General features: G+C 71.2%; 17 protein-coding genes and 1 pseudogene. 8 read left to right on the top strand and 10 right to left on the bottom strand.

Annotated elements, in window-relative coordinates; translation table 11 throughout:
* Positions 1–15: 15 nt before the first annotated feature.
* The 3 genes and pseudogenes from ACFWBD_RS09965 to ACFWBD_RS09975 all read right to left on the bottom strand — a co-directional run.
* Positions 16–618, bottom strand: a complete 603-nt coding sequence (locus ACFWBD_RS09965) for a ClpP family protease (RefSeq protein ID WP_385665225.1) — start codon at positions 616–618, stop codon at positions 16–18.
* A 1-nt stretch (position 619) separates the two neighbouring features.
* Positions 620–1,258 carry an ATP-dependent Clp protease proteolytic subunit gene (locus ACFWBD_RS09970; protein ID WP_385665228.1) on the bottom strand — a complete coding sequence of 213 codons (639 nt, stop codon included), beginning with the start codon at positions 1,256–1,258 and terminating at the stop codon, positions 620–622.
* 130 nt (positions 1,259–1,388) lie between these two features.
* Positions 1,389–1,518 (bottom strand): annotated as a pseudogene (locus ACFWBD_RS09975) (epoxide hydrolase); the annotation flags it as partial.
* 114 nt (positions 1,519–1,632) lie between these two features.
* Here ACFWBD_RS09975 and ACFWBD_RS09980 point away from each other — a divergent pair.
* Entirely contained in the window at positions 1,633–2,115 is a 483-nt protein-coding gene (locus ACFWBD_RS09980; protein WP_385665231.1) for a VOC family protein, read from the top strand.
* A 21-nt stretch (positions 2,116–2,136) separates the two neighbouring features.
* On the opposite strand, the gene ACFWBD_RS09985 is transcribed toward ACFWBD_RS09980, so the two are convergent.
* The 4 genes from ACFWBD_RS09985 to ACFWBD_RS10000 are packed head-to-tail and all read right to left on the bottom strand — an operon-like array spanning position 2,137 to position 6,511.
* Positions 2,137–3,012: an aminoglycoside phosphotransferase family protein gene (locus ACFWBD_RS09985; protein WP_385665234.1), complete on the bottom strand. Its 876-nt coding sequence runs from the start codon at positions 3,010–3,012 to the stop codon at positions 2,137–2,139.
* Positions 3,013–3,071: 59 nt separating this feature from the next.
* Positions 3,072–3,950, bottom strand: coding sequence for a geranyl diphosphate 2-C-methyltransferase (locus ACFWBD_RS09990; protein ID WP_385665237.1), 879 nt, complete (start codon positions 3,948–3,950; stop codon positions 3,072–3,074).
* 49 nt (positions 3,951–3,999) lie between these two features.
* Entirely contained in the window at positions 4,000–5,052 is a 1,053-nt protein-coding gene (locus ACFWBD_RS09995) for a family 2 encapsulin nanocompartment cargo protein terpene cyclase (RefSeq protein ID WP_385665240.1), read from the bottom strand.
* A gap of 16 nt (positions 5,053–5,068) precedes the next feature.
* Entirely contained in the window at positions 5,069–6,511 is a 1,443-nt protein-coding gene (locus ACFWBD_RS10000) for a family 2B encapsulin nanocompartment shell protein (RefSeq protein ID WP_385665243.1), read from the bottom strand.
* Between the two features lie 314 nt (positions 6,512–6,825).
* Here ACFWBD_RS10000 and ACFWBD_RS10005 point away from each other — a divergent pair, with 314 nt between their 5' ends.
* Positions 6,826–7,626 carry a VOC family protein gene (locus ACFWBD_RS10005; RefSeq protein ID WP_385665246.1) on the top strand — a complete coding sequence of 267 codons (801 nt, stop codon included), beginning with the start codon at positions 6,826–6,828 and terminating at the stop codon, positions 7,624–7,626.
* A 31-nt stretch (positions 7,627–7,657) separates the two neighbouring features.
* Positions 7,658–8,374, top strand: a complete 717-nt coding sequence (locus ACFWBD_RS10010) for a ribonuclease H (RefSeq protein ID WP_385665249.1) — start codon at positions 7,658–7,660, stop codon at positions 8,372–8,374.
* Between the two features lie 124 nt (positions 8,375–8,498).
* Here the strand turns inward: ACFWBD_RS10010 and ACFWBD_RS10015 are convergent, their stop codons facing one another.
* Together ACFWBD_RS10015 and ACFWBD_RS10020 are read right to left on the bottom strand one after the other, a co-directional pair.
* Positions 8,499–9,323 carry a tyrosinase family protein gene (locus ACFWBD_RS10015; RefSeq protein ID WP_385665252.1) on the bottom strand — a complete coding sequence of 275 codons (825 nt, stop codon included), beginning with the start codon at positions 9,321–9,323 and terminating at the stop codon, positions 8,499–8,501.
* Positions 9,324–9,366: 43 nt separating this feature from the next.
* Complete coding sequence (locus tag ACFWBD_RS10020; protein ID WP_385665255.1) at positions 9,367–9,744, bottom strand: tyrosinase family oxidase copper chaperone; 378 nt, start codon at positions 9,742–9,744, stop codon at positions 9,367–9,369.
* A gap of 350 nt (positions 9,745–10,094) precedes the next feature.
* On the opposite strand from ACFWBD_RS10020, the gene ACFWBD_RS10025 reads away from it, so the two are divergent.
* The 3 genes from ACFWBD_RS10025 (at position 10,095) to ACFWBD_RS10035 (ending at position 13,546) form a co-directional block, all read left to right on the top strand.
* Positions 10,095–11,312, top strand: coding sequence for an FAD-dependent monooxygenase (locus ACFWBD_RS10025; RefSeq protein WP_385665258.1), 1,218 nt, complete (start codon positions 10,095–10,097; stop codon positions 11,310–11,312).
* Positions 11,313–11,420: 108 nt separating this feature from the next.
* Positions 11,421–12,914, top strand: a complete 1,494-nt coding sequence (locus ACFWBD_RS10030; RefSeq protein WP_385665261.1) for an MFS transporter — start codon at positions 11,421–11,423, stop codon at positions 12,912–12,914.
* On the top strand, positions 12,911–13,546 hold the full coding sequence (locus ACFWBD_RS10035) for a TetR family transcriptional regulator (protein ID WP_385665264.1): 636 nt from the start codon (positions 12,911–12,913) through the stop codon (positions 13,544–13,546). The genes ACFWBD_RS10030 and ACFWBD_RS10035 overlap by 4 nt, the downstream gene beginning before the upstream one ends.
* Here ACFWBD_RS10035 and ACFWBD_RS10040 read toward each other — a convergent pair.
* Positions 13,543–15,267: a cholesterol oxidase substrate-binding domain-containing protein gene (locus ACFWBD_RS10040; protein ID WP_385665267.1), complete on the bottom strand. Its 1,725-nt coding sequence runs from the start codon at positions 15,265–15,267 to the stop codon at positions 13,543–13,545. The two genes, ACFWBD_RS10035 and ACFWBD_RS10040, sit on opposite strands and share 4 nt — an antisense overlap.
* A gap of 136 nt (positions 15,268–15,403) precedes the next feature.
* On the opposite strand from ACFWBD_RS10040, the gene ACFWBD_RS10045 reads away from it, so the two are divergent.
* Entirely contained in the window at positions 15,404–16,387 is a 984-nt protein-coding gene (locus ACFWBD_RS10045) for an aldo/keto reductase (RefSeq protein ID WP_385665270.1), read from the top strand.
* Between the two features lie 179 nt (positions 16,388–16,566).
* A complete protein-coding gene (locus ACFWBD_RS10050; protein ID WP_385665299.1) occupies positions 16,567–16,992 on the top strand; it encodes a DUF6328 family protein in 426 nt (141 codons plus the stop codon).
* The last annotated feature ends 135 nt before the right edge of the window (positions 16,993–17,127 follow it).

Genomic DNA, 17,127 nt, shown 5'->3' on the forward strand with positions numbered 1-17,127 from the left:
CGGGCCGCCGGCGTCTCACACCAGCACGGGACGCCGGCTCAGCACCTCGTCGGCCAGGCCGTACGCCACCGCCTCCTGCGCGGTGAACACCTTGTCGCGGTCCATGTCCGCGCGCAGGGTCGCGATGTCGTGGTGGGTGTGGCGGGCCAGCACCGCCTCCACCTGGGCGCGGACGCGGACCATCTCCTTGGCCTGGAGCGCGAGGTCGGAGACCGTGCCCTGGCGGCCGCCGCTGGCCGGCTGCCCGAGCAGTACGCGCGCATGCTCCAGGACGAGCCGCCGGCCGGGGTCCCCGCCCGCCAGCAGCACGGCCGCCGTCGACGCGGCCTGCCCGACGCAGAGCGTCGAGATCGGCGCCTGGACGAACGTCATCGTGTCGTAGATCGCCATCAGCGAGGTGAACGAGCCACCGGGGGAGTTGAGGTAGATCGAGATCTCGCTCTCCGGTGACGCCGACTCCAGATGGAGGAGTTGCGCGATGACGACGTTGGCGACACCGTCGTCGATCTCGGTGCCGATGAAGATGATCCGCTCGGACAGCAGCCGGCTGAACACGTCGTAGGACCGCTCGCCCTGCGGGGTCCGCTCGATCACGTTCGGAATCGTGTAGGTCCCCATGTCACATCCCCACCCGTCGCTTCTGCGCGGCCGGGCGGACGTCCGCGAGGGACTCCACGACCCGGTCCACGATGCCGTACTCCCGGGCCTCCTCGGCCGTGAACCAGCGGTCGCGGTCGCCGTCGCGCGAGATGGTCTGCGGGGACTGGCCGGTGTGCTCGGCGGTGATCTGCTCGATGGTCCGCTTCGTGTGCTCCAGGTTCTCCGCCTGGATCTCGATGTCCGCCGTGGTCCCGCCGATCCCGGCCGACGGCTGGTGCATCATGACCCGCGCGTTCGGCAGCGCGTACCGCTTGCCGGGCGCGCCGACGCTGAGCAGGAACTGGCCCATGCTGGCCGCGAAGCCCATGGCGAGCGTCGAGACGTCGTTCGGGATCAGCTGCATCGTGTCGTAGATGGCGAGTCCCGCGTGCACCGACCCGCCCGGGCTGTTGATGTAGAGGCCGATGTCGGAGCGCGGGTCCTCCGCCGACAGGATCAGCAGCTGCGCGCAGACCCGGTTCGCGGAGACCTCGTCGACCTGGGTGCCGAGCAGCACGATGCGCTGGCCGAGCAGTTGGGAGGCGAGCTGGTCGTCGAAGCGGGATGGCGCGGTGTCGCCCTCCTCGGCACGGGGAGCGAGCGTGGTGAGTGGAGTCATCGGTTCTCCTCGTCGTGGCGTGACTGCCGTCGACTCCACTCTTGACCGCGGGGCGTGCCCGCACGCGGGTTCTCTGCCCGTGGCAGATTCGCCCTCGGCAGAGCACCCCCGCCCTCGCGCGGACCCGGTTCTTCTCGCGCAACTGCCTCAAGAACGCCCGCACATCGCCCACCAGCGGATCGGGACCCTCCAGCGCCGCGAAGTGGCCCGCCCCGGCCGCACTCCGTCCGGCGCACCAGGTTCACGGTGCGCTCGGCCTTCGCCAGTGGGGTGGGCCGCTCGGGCCGTTCGGATTACCCCACGGCCCGAGCGATGAGTTCCGGGACGAGCGGCAGTCGACACTGATGACCGCGTTCCACGCCCAGGAGGTACTCATGACCACCGACGGATTCACCACGTGTCTCTGGTTCGACGGCCAGGCCGAGGAAGCCGCCCACCACTACGTCTCGATCTTCAAGAACTCCAGCATCGGCGACATCGGCCGCTACAACGAGGCGGGTCCGGGTCCGGCCGGCTCCGTGCTGGCCGTGGAGTTCACGGCCAACGGGCAGAAGTTCGTCGGCATCAACGGAGGCCCGCAGTTCAAGTTCAGCGAGGCGGTCTCCTTCCAGATCTACTGCGCGGACCAGCAGGAGGTCGACCACTACTGGACCAGGCTCACCGAGAACGGCGGCGAGCCCGGCCCGTGCGGCTGGCTCAAGGACAAGTACGGCCTGTCCTGGCAGGTCATCCCCGACGGACTGATCGAGATGATCAGCGACCCCGACCCCGAGAAGGCCACCCGCACCACCAAGGCCATGTACGCCATGAGCAAGCTCGACGTCGCCGCCCTGAAGAGGGCCTACGACGGCGAGTAGGCGCCCGGCGACGGGGGCGCGCTAACGTGCCTCGGCCAGGATCTCCTTGATCACGTGCCGGGAGTTCTCCGCCAGCGGCGGATTGGTCTCCCAGTAGTACGGCAGCTGGATCAGCGAGATGGACAGGGCCCAGCCCCGGCCGCGCGCCCACTCGGCGTCGTCCGCGCCCACCGCCTTCCGGAAGGTTCCGCGCGCCGAGGCGGGCAGCAGGTTCCAGGCGACGATCAGGTCGACGGCCGGGTCACCCACCCCGACTCCGCCGAAGTCGATCACCGCCGTCAGCCGTCCGTCCCGGACCAGCACGTTCCCGGGAGACAGGTCTCCGTGGGCCCAGACGGGCGGCTGTGTCCGCCCCGGCGCCCGCAGCGCCTCCTCCCACAGGGCGGTGACCGCGGCGGTGTCGACCCGTCCCGCCAGCAGGGCGAGGGCGTCGCGTGTGGGGGTGTCCCGTTCGGCGAGCGGGACACCCCGGTGGTTCGGCGGCCCGCCCTCCGTCCCGATCCCGCGCAGGGCGGTGACGAACGCCGCGAGGTCCGCCGCCAGCGCCCGGGGCTCCTCGACGGCACCGGCGACCGGATTGCGGCCGTCCAGCCAGCGGTAGACCGACCAGGGCCAGGCGAACCCCTCACCCGGCCCGCCCAGCTCCAGCGGCACGGGCGTGGCGAGGGACAGCGCCGGCCCCAGCCGGGCCAGCCAGCGCTGCTCGTGCGCCACGCTCTCGACGGCGCCGGGATGCCGGGGCAGCCGCACCACCTTGTCGGCCCCCAGCCGGAACATCGCGTTGTCCGTCCCGGAGGAGTCCAGCCGCCGCACGGGCAGCCCGGCCCACCGCGGGAACTGGGTGGCGACGAGCCGGCTCACCAGCGGGGCATCGAGGTCGGCCTCGTCCGTATGCATCCTCACAGCGCACATGGATCCCATTGCAGAGGACCGACCTCGTTGCCGTCCAACGGAATTCAGACCCGGTCGGCCGCGATCAGCAGGTACTGGAAGCTGCCGTTGCGGTAGGCGGTCAGGAACGTCTCCTCGATGCCGGTGACCAGGTGGCCGGCCTGACTGCGCAGCTCCCAGTAGGGGATGGCCGCCTCGGTGAGGTCCTCCACATGGACCGGCACCAGCCGGTTGCGGGCCATCGCCCGGAAGTACTCCGAGCGCGGGTGGATGTCACAGATGTAGTGGGCGTTGATGAGCGACACCTCGCGCGAGGCCTGTCCGTAGGCGTCGTTGTAGCAGCCCGTGATGACGACGTAGCGTCCGCCGCGGCGCAGCAGCCGGGCATGCTCGGCGAACAGCAGGTCCAGCTCGACGTACATCGTCGACTCGTTGTTCCACGACGCCGCGTAGGCGCCGCTCTCCAGGCCGGTGTCGAGCATGTTGCGGTGGTGGTAGCGCACCTGGTCGTCGATGCCCCGCTTGCGGGCCTGCTCGTTGGCGAACTCGGCCTGCTTGGCGGAGATGGTGACGCCGTCCGCGTGGCAGCCGTGGCGCAGATGGGCCGTGACACTGCCGCCGCCGCGCCCGCATCCCGCGTCGAAGACACGGTCGGCGGGAGTGAGCCGGCCGAGGTGTGCGGCCAGCAGCTCGGCCTGGGCGTGCTCCAGCCGGTGCAGCTCGGCGGTGACCCGGTCCCGGCGCCGTTCCGCGTCGGGTTCGTCGAGCACGGTCCAGTCCGCCGCGCCGACGCCGTAGTGATGGTGGTAGAGGTCGTCGATCCTGCCGAGTTCGAGGTTGACCGGGTTCTCCTCGGCGTTCCAGTAGTCCGCGACACGGTTCTGGTACGTGGACTGGGTGGGCACCGCGGCGGTCTTGGTGCCGGCGTCGTGGGCTGTGGTCAACAGTGGCTCCTCATGGTGCTGTGCGGGACGGTGGGGCAGGAAGCGGCGGTCACCAGTAGTCGGGCAGGTGGTAGCGGTGGGTGTTGGTCGCGTGCCACTCGTGGTTGCCGGCCACCCAGTCCGACAGCCCCTGGAGATAGCGCTCGAGAAGCGGTGAGGCGGCGGCGAGCACGGCCGACTCCTCCTCGAACGCCTCCATGATCTGGTTGTGGATCCCCACCGACTTCAGATAGGCGGCCTTCAGCCCGCGCCGGTCGTTGGCGGCGACGACCTGCGGCAGATTGAGATGGGTGGGGTCGGCGGCCAGCTCCTTGGTGAAGGAGTACAGGTCATTGACGATCGTGGTGGCGTTGCAGGCCAGCGCGGTGACCCGCTGGATCTCCGGGCGGGCGTAGAGCTGCTCGGGCAGTTCGTAGCCGTCCACCGCGTCGACGATCGACAGACACGGCCGGAAGTTGTTGAACTGCCGCATCGCCAGGTACTCCCAGATCCGCGGCACGTACCGCGTCTCCCCCCAGGCCGCCTCGCCGAGGTAGCCCAGGTGCAGTCGCGCGATGTCGTGCACGAACCGGTCGCTCTGGCTGGGCGTGGCGACGGCCGCGTAGTCCTTCAGCGCCCAGTGGTACGAGCGCAACGGCCCGTCGGCCTGCACCCCGCGCGCCCACTCCTCCTGGAGGTCGGGCGGGCCGTGATAGGGGTCGAGCGCCGACTGGGCGATGATCAGCCGGCCGCCCAGTCCGCTGCGCGAGCCGCCCTTGTCCTCGTCCTCCTCGCAGTAGCAGTTGTCGACGATGTTCTCGGCCAGCAGCAGCTTGCCTGCCACCGTGAGGCGCTCCAGGTCGAGCGCGCGCGGATGCTGGAGCACCACGGCGCGGCCGAACTGGAAGCCCGCGAAGTCCCCGTTCCAGGCGGCCGGGAACAGGTCCAGGCCGCGCGCCCACTCCTCCAGCCTGCGGTCGATCTCCGCTGCCTTCTCCGGGTCGGCGGGCTCGACCTCGCGGTACCGCAGGCCGGGGATCGCCCCACCGCGCCGGGCCCGCATGCTGCGCGCGAGGTTCGGCGGGCCGGGCAGCGCACTCCCGGTGCTCGTGGGTGTGCTCATCGCGAACTCCCCGCCGTCACTCGGCCGTCCGGCCGACCTGGACGTTCTCCAGGACCCCGGCGGCGTCCGGTACGAGGACGGCCATCGAGTAGTAGGCGGTCACGAGGTAGCGGATGATCGAGTTGGCGTCGATCCCCATGAACCGTACGTTCAGGCCGGGTTGGAACTCATCCGGGATGCCCGTCCGGTACAGGCCGACGACCCCCTGGTCGGCCTCGCCGGTGCGCAGCGCGATGATGCTGCTGGTGTGCTGCGGGCTGATCGGGATCTTGTTGCAGGGGAAGATCGGCACCCCTCGCCAGGCCGGGATCTCGTGCCCCTCGACGGTGGCCGTACCGGGTGTCAGACCGCGCCGGTTGCACTGCCGGAAGAAGGCCGCCATCGCCTTGGGGTGGGCGAGGAACAGCTTGGTCCTGCGCCGCATCGACAGCAGTTCGTCCATGTCGTCCGGGGTCGGCGGTCCGGTGAACGTGCTGACGCGCTGGGAGTGGTCGGTGTTGTGCAGCAGCCCGAACTCCCGGTTGTTGACCAGCTCCCACTCCTGCCGTTCGCGGATCTCCTCCACGGTCAGGCGCAGTTGCTGCTCGGTCTGGTTCATCGGGTTGTTGTAGAGGTCGGCGACCCGGGTGTGGACCTTGAGCACGGTCTGCGTCAGCGACAACTCGTACTCGCGGGGGGAGAGTTCGTAGTCGACGAAGCCCCCCGACAGCGTCGGTTCCCCGCTGTGCCCGGCCTGCACCGGCAGGTCGGCCTCGCCCCTGCGGTTCATCGGCAGCCTCTGCCGGGCTGCGTAGGTCTCCAGATGCGCGGCGAGGGACGGCACCCGCCCCACGAACTCGCGCAGGGTGTCCCAGGGCAGCGCCAGCAGCACGCCCGAGGTCTCGGCGCGCACCGAGGTCAGCCACAGCGGGTCGTCCTGCCCGACGGCCTCCTCGCCGAGCTGGTCGCCGCCGGAGACCACCCCGACGATCTCCTCACCGCCGTACTTGCCGGCGGTGAAGCGGGTGAACCGGCCGTGCACCACGAGACAGGCCTCGGTGACCGGCTGTCCGGCCTCGAAGACGACCTGTCCGGCCCGGACCTCACGCGCCTGGAACCGGGAGGAGAGCTCCGCGAGCGTTCCGTTGTCGGAGTAGCCGCGCAGCGCGGGCAGCTCGGTGAGGGTCTCCGGGATGACCCGTACGTCGTTCCCGCCGTTGTGCTCGAACTGCACCCGGCCCCGGCCGACGCGCAGCTGGAGGCGCCGGTTGACACGGTAGGCGCCGCCCTTGACGTCCACCCAGGGCAGCATCCGCAGCAGCCAGCGCGAGCTGATGGCCTGCATCTGCGGTTCGGACTTGTGGGTCGTGGCGAGCCGGCGGGCCGCCTGGGTGCTGAGACTGGTGAGCTGCGCGTCGGCAGCGGGTTCGGGGGCGGGTTCGTCTAGGGCGGGACCGGTGGCGCTGTCCGCTGTGGACACATTCCCTCCAGGAGGTGCACGGAGACGGGCGGGCCATCCGGAGTGGTTCGGTCCGGTGATCCGCGTGCACCAGCCAAACACCCTGAGTGACGGGTGGGTACGGCGTGCAGGGGGCGGTTTCATGGCCCGGAGGGTGCAAACCCGCCGGATGGGGCAGAAGGCGCCCGGTGTGTGCAACCACCTCCTGCGCGTGCTCCCGCACGCCGGAGCGCCCGTGGGTCACTCAGGGTTGCCCGTGTGTTCGGCGCGCGAGCGGACGAGCCGGTGACTAGCGTGAGGAACCGGAAAAACCGTCTCACCGGAAGGCTGCGGTCATGGTCGTACGACCAGAGGGAATCCCTTGTTGGGCCGACGCGATGTTCAGCGACGTGGAGGGCGCCAAGACCTTCTACGGCGAGGTCCTCGGCTGGACCTTCGGCGATGCGTCGTCGGAGTACGGCAACTACACACAGGCCTACGCGAACGGCAAGGCGGTCGCCGCCGTCGTCCCGCCGATGCCCGGCCAGGAGGGCCAGTCGCAGTGGTGCCTCTACTTCGCCTCCCCGGACGCCGCGGTGACCGCCGGCAAGATCCGTGAGAACGGCGGCGAGGTGCTGATGGAGCCGATGCGGGTCGGTGACTTCGGCACGATGTGCCTGGGCCGCGAGCCCGGCGGCGCCGTGTTCGGCGTGTGGCAGGCCGGCGTCCACGAGGGCTTCGAGGCGCCGCCCGAGCAGCCCGGCGCGTACTCCTGGGCCGAGGTCTTCACCCGCGATCCGGAGAAGACGGACGCGTTCCTCCCGGCCGTGTTCCCGTACACGGCGAAGCAGCTCCAGGACGACGCGGTCGACTTCCGGCTGTTCGAGGTCGACGGCGACATGGTCCTCGGCCGCATGAAGATGACGGACGAGTTCCCGCCCGAGGTGCCGTCGTACGTCAACGTGTACTTCACCGTCGACAACTGCGACGACGCGGTGGCCAGGGCCACCAGGCTCGGCGGCGTCCTGCGCTTCGGCCCGATGGACACCCCGTTCGGACGGTTCGCGGCGATCAGCGATCCGCAGGGCGCGAGCTTCTCGGTGATCGACGTCACCACCACCGCGGGCGACATGCCGCAGACCACGGACGTGTCCTAGCCGCCCGGCGGAGCACCGGCGCGGCCGTGGCATGATCGGGCGCATGCGTGAACGAATGGTGGCCGCGTGCGACGGGGCTTCGAAGGGAAATCCCGGACCGGCGGGCTGGGCGTGGGTCGTCGCGGACGACGCGGAGACACCGGCCCGCTGGGAGGCGGGGCCGCTCGGCAAGGCGACCAACAACATCGCCGAACTCACCGCGCTGGAACGCCTGCTGGCCTCCACCGACCCGGCGGTGCCGCTCGAGGTCCGGATGGACTCGCAGTACGCCATGAAGGCCGTCACCACCTGGCTGCCGGGCTGGAAGCGCAACGGCTGGAAGACGTCCGCGGGGAAGCCGGTGGCCAACCAGGAGCTGGTCGTCCGCATCGACGAGCTGCTCGACGGCCGCTCGGTCGACTTCCGCTATGTGCCCGCGCACCAGGTCGACGGCGACCCGCTCAACGACTTCGCCGACCGCGCCGCCAGCCAGGCGGCGATCGTCCAGCAGCCGGCCGGCAGTGACCAGGGCTCCCCGGAGCCGCCGGCCTCGCCGGACACCCCGAAACCGAAGTCCGCCAAAACCGGCCGCTCCGCCGGGGGCAAGTCCCCCCGGCGGAGCGGTGGTTCGGCGTCCCGCACGATCAAGGCCAAGTTCCCCGGCCGCTGTGTCTGCGGCCGTCCGTACGCCGCAGGCGAGGACATCGCCAAGAACGCGCAGGGCTGGGGGCACCCGGAGTGCCGTACGGCGGACACCGACGCGGGCTGAGCGGCGCGCGGGTCACCCCACCACGCCGAGCCGGCCTCCGGACCGCACTCCTCGACGAACTCCTCGAAGCCCACCAGGTCGCCGCAGGTGGCCGTGTCCTGCGGGGCAGACCGGTGGCAGGCGATCAGTCGGTGTCGAAGGTGTAGTGGGCGGTGTGATCGAGAAGGTCCGCCGGGGTGGTGTCGTTCCAGGGCTTCATCGTCTCGTGGAGGTCGACCACGTCCGGCGTCCCACCGCCCGGGAGGTACGCGGACCCGGGATGCCGCCGCTGCCACTGGGCCCACAGCTTGTCTATGTAGGCGTGGTGCAGCCAGAACACCGGGTCGTTGGGGGACACCCCGGTCGCCATCTGCCCGCCGACCCACACATGGACCCGGTTGTGCAGATTGACCCCGCGCCAGCCCTCCAGATGATTGCGGAAGCCGTCTGAACCGCTGTTCCAGGGGGCCATGTCGTACGTCGCCATCGACAGCACCGAGTCGACCTCGGCCCGGGTCGGCAGTTCGCGGACGCCTGTTCCCAGCGCGCGCCGCAGGTAGGTGCGGCCGTCCACCCGGACGTTGACGGCCCAGTTGCCCGCAGAGGCGGCGAACGGCCCGTCCATCACCTGACCGTCCCGGCTGCGCCCGCTGCCGCCGAGGAAGTCCGGCGCCCACAGCGAGGAACGCGGTGATCGGTCGGTGGACCAGTCCCAGTACGGCAGCGCCACCGAGGCGTCCACCGACTGCAGCGCCCGCTCGAACTCCAGCAGGAATCTGCGGTGCCACGGCAGGAAGGAGGGTGAACGGTGGCCGGTGCGCTCGCCGTTGTCGGTGTCACCCAGGATGAACCCGTTGTGCGTGGTGACGAAGGCGTCGTAGCGGCCGCTGCGCTTGAGTGCGAGGACGGCGGCGACGAAGCGCCGCTTCTCGTCGGAGGTGAGGGACGCCTGGTTCTTACGGACGGTCATGTGCGGTGCTCCAAGTGTGCGCGAAAGGGAGGCGGTCGGCCGGTCAGCCGGTGGGGAACGGCACGAGTCGCGCGCCCTGGAGCTCGTCGACCGCGGCACGGGCGGCGGCCCGCGGGGTGGGCACCGGGTCGTAGTGGCTGACCACGCTGATCCACGTCCCGTCGGCGTTGCGCATCACGTGCAGCTCGACCCCGTCGACGTACACGCCGTAGCCGCCGCCGTGGTGATGGCCGCTCCCGCCGGCGGACCGGCCCTGTATCCGGCGGCCCTTGTAGACCTCGTCGAAGGAATCGGGGGAGGCGGGGGAGCTGTGGGAGTCGTGGTCGTGGTCCGCCGCCCGGGCGACGGGGACGGCGACCAGCGGGGCACCGGCGACGACGGCCGCCGCGGTGAGTGCGCGACGACGGCTGAGTTCCGGCATGCGGGACCTCCTGGGGTGCGTTCGGTTGGCGACCCCGTATGCCTACCGACCTGGGGGAGAAAGGGAGAAATCGCCCGAGAGGGGTTGGCTGTGATCCGGACAATCAATTACATGTCGTGCAATCTTGAACAAAGATGATCTTGTTGCGGGTGAGGGGTCGGGTCGGGCGGAAGGGGCAATTCCTTTCCGTGAACGCACCGCTTCCGGTGATCTTTCGCGCGCCGGTCCGCCCGTGGTGGTGTGGCCCACGTGGGGAAAGTGGCGTGATCGGGCAGGTGGGGCGTCCGGCGGCGCGCCTCACGCCCTGCTACCCTGCGTCGTCAATCAACCACGTCTGGTAACTCCTGGGAGTGTGCGTGAAGGTCGCCTGTGTCGGCGGCGGGCCCGCCGGCCTGTATCTGTCGATCCTGCTCAAGCGGCAGGATCCGTCCCACGACGTCACCGTCCACGAGCGCAACCCGGAGGGCTCGACCTACGGCTGGGGTGTCACGTACTGGCAGGCACTCCTCGACAGACTCTGCGTCTGTGACCCCGAGTCGGCGCGCGCGATCGAGGCGGAGTCCGTCCGCTGGAACGAGGGCGTCGCCCACGTACGGGACCTGGCCACCCGTCAGCCGGGCGACGAGGGGCACGGCATCGGCCGGCACAAACTGCTGGAGATCCTCGCCGCCCGCGCCCGCGCCCTCGGCGTGCGGCTGGAGTACGAGAGCGGGATCACCGCCGAGAACCTGCCGGACGCCGATCTCGTCGTGGCAGGCGACGGTGTCCACAGCGTCCTGCGCACGCACCACGCCGACGACTTCGGCGCCGAGCTCACCCCGGGGCGCAACGCCTACATCTGGCTCGGCACCACCAAGGTGTTCGACTCCTTCACCTTCGCGTTCGTGGAGACCGAGCACGGCTGGATCTGGTGTTACGGCTATCCCTTCAGCTCCGAGCAGAGCACCTGCGTCATCGAGTGCGCCCCCGAGACCCTCGCCGGACTCGGCCTCGACCGGGCGAGCGAGGGCGACGGACTGGCCCACCTGGAGAAGCTCTTCGCGCACATCCTCGACGGCCGGCCCCTGATCGGCCGCGCCGCCGCCGACGGCAGCACCCAGTGGCTGACCTTCCGCACCCTCACCAACCGCAGCTGGTACCGCGGCAATCTCGTTCTCCTCGGCGACGCAGCCCACACCACCCACTACTCGATCGGCGCCGGCACCACCCTCGCCCTGGAGGACGCCATCGCCCTGGCCGACGCCCTGCGCGAGAGCGCCGACCTGCCCGGGGCCCTCGCCCGCTACGAACAGGAACGCAAGTCCGCCCTGCTGTCGCTGCAGAGCGCCGCCCGCTACAGCGCCCAGTGGTACGAGAACCTCACCCGCTACATCGACCTCCCCCCGGAGCGGATGTTCGCTCTGCTCGGCCAGCGCCACTCACCCCTGCTGCCGTACGTCCCGCCCCAGCTGTACTACCGGCTCGACCGGGCGGCCGGGCAACTGGGCGCCCTGCGCCGGTTCAAGCGCTGGCTGGGGCCGAAGCTGGCGCGCGGCGCGCACGCCAGGGCCCTGACCTCCCGCAAGTAGCCGGGAGACGTTCGCGGCGGCCGGGCGAGCATGAGGTGAATGACAATTCACTGCTACGGTGAATTGTCATTCACCCTCTTTCGTCTCCTTCCGGCCGCTGGAGTGCCCATGGCGTCGACCGCTCCGATACCCGCCCCGGCCGGGGGAGCCGCCGGTCTGCGGACCCGCCTCACCATCTGGGTCCTGGCGTACTGCGGCATCCTCATGGCGGTCATGCAGACCGTCGTCGTCCCGTTGCTGCCCGACCTGCCCCGGCTGACCGGCGCCTCGGCGGGCGCGGTCTCGTGGATGGTGACCGCCTCGCTGCTGTCCGGCGCGGTCCTCACCCCCGTCCTCGGCCGAGCCGGGGACATGTACGGCAAGCGGCGGGTGCTGATCGTCTCGTTCGGCCTGATGGCCGCCGGCTCGGTGGTCTGCGCCCTCACCTCCGACATCGGCGTGCTCATCGCGGCCCGGGCCCTCCAGGGCGCCGCGTACTCCGTCGTCCCGCTGTCCATCAGCATCCTGCGCGACGAACTGCCGCCGGAACGCCGGGGATCCGCCGTGGCGCTGATGAGCTCCACCGTGGGTGTCGGCGCCGCGCTCGGGCTGCCGGCGGCGGCCGTGGTCGTGCAGTACGCCAACTGGCACGTGATGTTCTGGGTGACCGCCGCGCTGGGCGCGACCGGTGTCGCGCTGATCCGGTGGGCGGTGCCTGGGTCGCCCGTGCGCGAGCCCGGCCGGTTCGACGTGACGGGGGCGCTCGGGCTGGCCGCCGGGCTGATCACCCTGCTCCTCGCCGTGTCCCAGGGCGGCCAGTGGGGCTGGGGGAGCGCCCGGATCGTGGGACTGTTCCTCGTCGCCGTGATCGTCCTCGGCATGTGGTGGTGGCACCAACTGCGCGCAGAACAGCCCTTGGTGGACCTGCGGCTGGTGTCCCGGCCGAGGGTGGGCCTGTCCCATGTGGCGGCGCTCCTGACCGGCTTCGCCTTCTACGCCAACTCCCTGGTGACCGCCCAGTTGGTGCAGGCGCCCGAGGCGAGCGGGTACGGGCTCGGACTGTCCATCGTCCAGACGGGCCTGTGCCTGCTGCCCGGCGGCATCACCATGCTGCTGTTCTCGCCGCTCTCCGCCCGTATCTCCGAGACACGCGGGCCGCGGATCACCCTCGCCCTCGGCGCCGCCGTCATCGCCGCCGGGTACGCCGTGCGCGTCGTCGACAGCCGTGACCTGTGGATGATCATGGTGGGGGCGACGGTCGTGGCGACCGGCACCACCCTCGCGTACTCGGCGCTGCCCTCGCTGATCCTGCGCGCCGTCCCGCCCGGACAGACCGCCTCGGCGAACGGCTTCAACGTGCTGATGCGCACGATCGGCCAGGCCACCTCCAGCGCCGCCGTCGCCGCCGTCCTCGTGCACCACACCGGCCTCGTCGGCGGAGCACCGGTACCCACCCTGCACGGCTATCTGCTGGCGTTCGGCGTCGCGGGCGCGGTGGCCCTGGCCGCCTGCGCGGTGGCGCTCACCATCCCCGGCGACGCCGGACCGGACGGACGGGAAGGCACGCGGCGCACCCGTGGCCGTACCCGCTCCGTCACCGACGGGGCGTTGGAGGGAGCATGAGTGCCGTGAGCACCCCACCCGACGCCTCGGCCGCAACCGGCCCCCCGGCCCCCGCCCGGCGCGACGCCGAGGCGACCAAGGCGGCGATCCTGCGCGCCGCCCGGTACCTCCTCGCCCGTCAGGCGCACGCCGACATCACCCTCAAGGCCGTCGCGGAACGGGCCGGAGTGAGCGCGCCGCTGGTCCTGAAGTACTTCGGCAACAAGGACGCCCTGTTCGCCCGGGTGATGTCCTTCGAGGAGGACGCCGACGCCCTGCTCGACGCCCCGCTGGCGGAGCTGGGCCCGCACATGGTCCGGCACGTGGTGGCGAGTCAGCGCGAGCGCGGCGCCGACCCCGTGCTGCGCATCGCCTTCGCGCCCCTGCACGGCGACCACGGCGACATCCTGCGCGCCAACTTCCGCACCCAGGTCACCGAACGCCTGGCCGCCCGCCTCACCGGCCCCGACCCGGGGATCCGCGCCGAACTCGCCGTCGCCACCGTGCTCGGCCTGGGCGTGATGTTCGGCATCGCCCGTGGGAGCGAGCTCAGGGCGGCGCCGATCGAGCACATCGTCGACCGGTACGGGCCGACGGTGCAGGCGCACCTGGACAGTCCCCGGCAGTCCCCGACCGCCCCTGACCGTTCCTAGGGGAACAGTGGTCCGTGCAGGGGCGCGCGGAACACCCGGTGCGGGTCCAGGCGTTCCAGCACGGCCGCCGCCTCGTCCCAGGCGTCGCCGAACGACTCGGGCACCACCGTCCCGAGCACCTCCCCGTCGCTCCACGCGGCCTCGTCCGTGTATCCCCAGCCCTTCGACCACTCCACCCGGGTGCGTGCGTGCGTGCCGTCGTACGTCGAGAGCAGGAAGCGTTCCAGTTCACGGTAGAACGCGTCGGCGTACGGCGTTCCCGGCAGCGTCAGCACGTCCAGCCACACGGCCGTGTCCCACTCGGGGTGGTCCGGGTCGGGCCGCAGCGCGGAGAGCGACGGCGCCCGGGCGCCGGTGAGTCCGGCCTCCGCCGGATCGTCGAGGCCGGTCACCCGGATCTCCACCGACCCGTTGACGGGGAAGCGGCCCAGGGCGGCGTACGCGGTCAGCCGCTCGCGGTAGAAGGAGGTGAACTCGCAGACGACCCGCTGGACCTGGTCCCGGCCGGTCAGGACCGCGTACCCGTTGGCGTGCACCCTCAGGGTGGTCGGCCTGATGTAGAGCAGGGTGTTCTTCGACGGCCCCCAGATGTCCGCCGACAGGGTCGCCACGAGCCCGAGCGCGGCCACGTCGAGCTGGGCGTTGCCGAGCGCAGGCGCCAGATACCAGGCCGCGTCCGCGACCATCCGCCCGGCCAGGTCCGCCACCGGCGTCGGCACGTTGTCGGAGAAGGGGTAGGGGTACGGCGACGTCACGCGCCGAGAGGTGAGCGGTCTGGCCGGTTCGACGGACCACACCTTCAACCAGGGGAACTCGGTGAACGCGAACCAGATGGCCTCGACCCGCCCCTCGGCCGCCAGGAAGTCCGCCAGGCTCCGCCCGTCCGCTCCGGGCGCCGCGAACAGCTCCTTGGCCGGAATGTCCGTACGGCTCACGCACCGCAGGTTGCTGTTCGCCCCCACCCGCAGTACCACCTCGGTGACCAGCGACCGCCCGAGGTGCGTGAGCAGCGCGGCGCAGTCGGCCTCGTCGCGGCGGTACGTCCGCAGGGCGTAGGCCCCGCTGTCCGCGTCCCACACCACGGCGGTCAGCGAGAGCACGCGGTTGCTGAGGGAGCCGTACGTCTGCCCGGGCAGCCGTCGCTCGCCCCGTGCCGGTACGGCGGTGCCGTGCGCGTCGACGGCGAGGGCGCCGCCCAGGGTGAGGTCGCCGGGGGCCGGTGCGGCGGTGACGCCGAGGCCGTGCCCTTCGAGGTAGGTGAGCAGGCTCTCCAGAGTGACCCCCGCCCCGGCCCGCACCTCGTCGGCCGACTCCAGGGCCAGGCCGGTCAGGTGCGCGCCGGTGTCGACGAGCAGCACCGGCGCGTCCGCGGGCAGGCCCTCCGGGACGGTGAGGGGCGACCAGCCGTGCGAGGCGCCCCGGGGCCGGACCGTCCAGCCGTGCCGCCAGGCCCAGTTGACGACGTCCACCGCCTGGGCGGGGTCCTCGGGCGCGCAGGCCCACAGACCGGTCACGGTGATCTCGCCGTCCCAGTTGCGGTACGCCGTACGGGAGAGGGGCGCGTCCGGCGGGAAGTCCGGCAGCTCCTGCGCCGCGACGGCCGGATCGGCGGCCACCAGGAGAGGCACGCCGGCCAGGGCGGCGGCCGCGGTGCCCAGGAAGCCACGACGGGTCCAGGAGGGGTCCCCCGGCTGATGGTTGCTCACTGAACGATCGGTCACGCGCTCACGGTAGGGGCCCGTCGGCACATGCGGCCGCCGCGTCGAACAGCGTCACTCGTGAGGGTGAAAGATTCACAGGTGGCGGCCCGGAGCGGTCCGTTCCGCACCAGGTCGAGGCGGATGACAGACTGACGTCATGGACGAGCGCGAATTCGGTAGGTCCGGTCAGCACGCATCCGTCGTCGGTCTCGGCACCTGGCAACTGGGCGCCGACTGGGGAGACGTCGACGACAAGGAGGCCCTGACCGTTCTGGAGGCGGCGGCCGAGTCGGGGGTCACCTTCTTCGACACCGCCGACGTCTACGGCGACGGACGCAGCGAGCAGACCATCGCCACCTTCCTGAGCGGCCGGCCCGACCTGCATGTGCTGGTCGCCACCAAGATGGGCCGCCGCGTCGACCAGATCCCCGAGAACTACGTCCTGGACAACTTCCGCGCCTGGAACGACCGCTCGCGCCGCAACCTCGGCGTCGACCGCATCGACCTGGTGCAGCTGCACTGCCCGCCCACCCCCGTGTACTCCGGCGACGAGGTCTTCGACGCCCTCGACACCCTCGTCGAGGAGGAGCGCATCGCGCACTACGGCGTCAGCGTGGAGACCTGCGCCGAGGCCCTCACGGCGATCGCCCGGCCGGGGGTGGCGAGCGTGCAGATCATCCTCAACCCGTTCCGCCTGAAGCCCCTGTACGAGGTGCTCCCGGCGGCCCGTGCGGCCGGCGTGGGCATCATCGCCCGCGTACCCCTCGCCTCCGGCCTGCTCTCCGGCAAGTACACCAAGGACACCGTCTTCCCGGAGAACGACCACCGCGCCTACAACCGGCACGGCGAGTCCTTCGACCAGGGCGAGACGTTCTCCGGCGTCGACTACGCCACCGGCGTCGAGGCCGCCGTCGAGTTCGCGGCCCTCGCGCCCGAGGGGTACACGCCGGCCCAGCTGGCCCTGCGCTGGATCATCCGGCAGCCCGGCGTGACCACCGTCATCCCGGGCGCCCGCTCGCCCGAGCAGGCCCGCGCCAACGCCGCCGCCGCCAAGCTCCCGGAGCTGACCGAGGAGACCCTCGCGGCGGTCCGCGACCTCTACGACCGGCGCGTCAAGGAGCAGGTCGAGGGACGCTGGTAGCCGGAAACGGGGCGGCGGACCGGAGAGAACCGACCGGAGAGAACCGCCGCCCACGGGGTACTCGCGGGGAGAGGGGACCGACCACTCGAACCGGGAGGACAGCACACGTGACGGATACGGCGGCGAAGGCCGAGCAGCGGACGGGGCGGGACGAGACCGAGGAGGAGAGAGCCGACCGCATGTGGGGGGAGCTCATCCAGGAGATCAGGGTCGCCCAGACGGGTGTGCAGATCCTCTTCGGCTTCCTGCTCACCGTCGTGTTCACCCCGCGCTACGCGGATCTCCAGCACGTCGACCAGGTCATCTACATCGTGACCGTCGTCCTGGGCGCCTGCGCCACCGGCGCCCTCATAGGTCCCGTCTCCCTGCACCGCCTGGTCTCCGGGCGGCGGGTGAAACCGCAGGCGGTGCAGTGGGCGTCCCGGCTGACCTTCGTCGGCCTGCTTCTGCTGCTGGCCACCATGACCGCCTCGCTGCTGCTGATCCTGCGCGTGGCCACCCACGACGAGTTCGTGCCCTATCTCGTCGCGGGCGTGGTCACCTGGTACGGCCTGTGCTGGTTCGTGCTGCCGCTGTGGACCCGGCGCCGCTACACGACGGGCTGACACCGGACCGCCGGACGCGCCGACGCCGGACTAGTGAGCTGGTTTTGAGTTCTCCCGTCGCCACTTGAGTCGTGTTCCGTTTCGGATCGCGGCTTGGGCGGTGACGGGGCTGGTGGTTTGCGGTCTGCTGTGGGG

Origin of the sequence: Streptomyces sp. NPDC060002 (genome assembly GCF_042737245.1) — a bacterium.
Classification (GTDB): Bacteria; Actinomycetota; Actinomycetes; order Streptomycetales; family Streptomycetaceae; genus Streptomyces.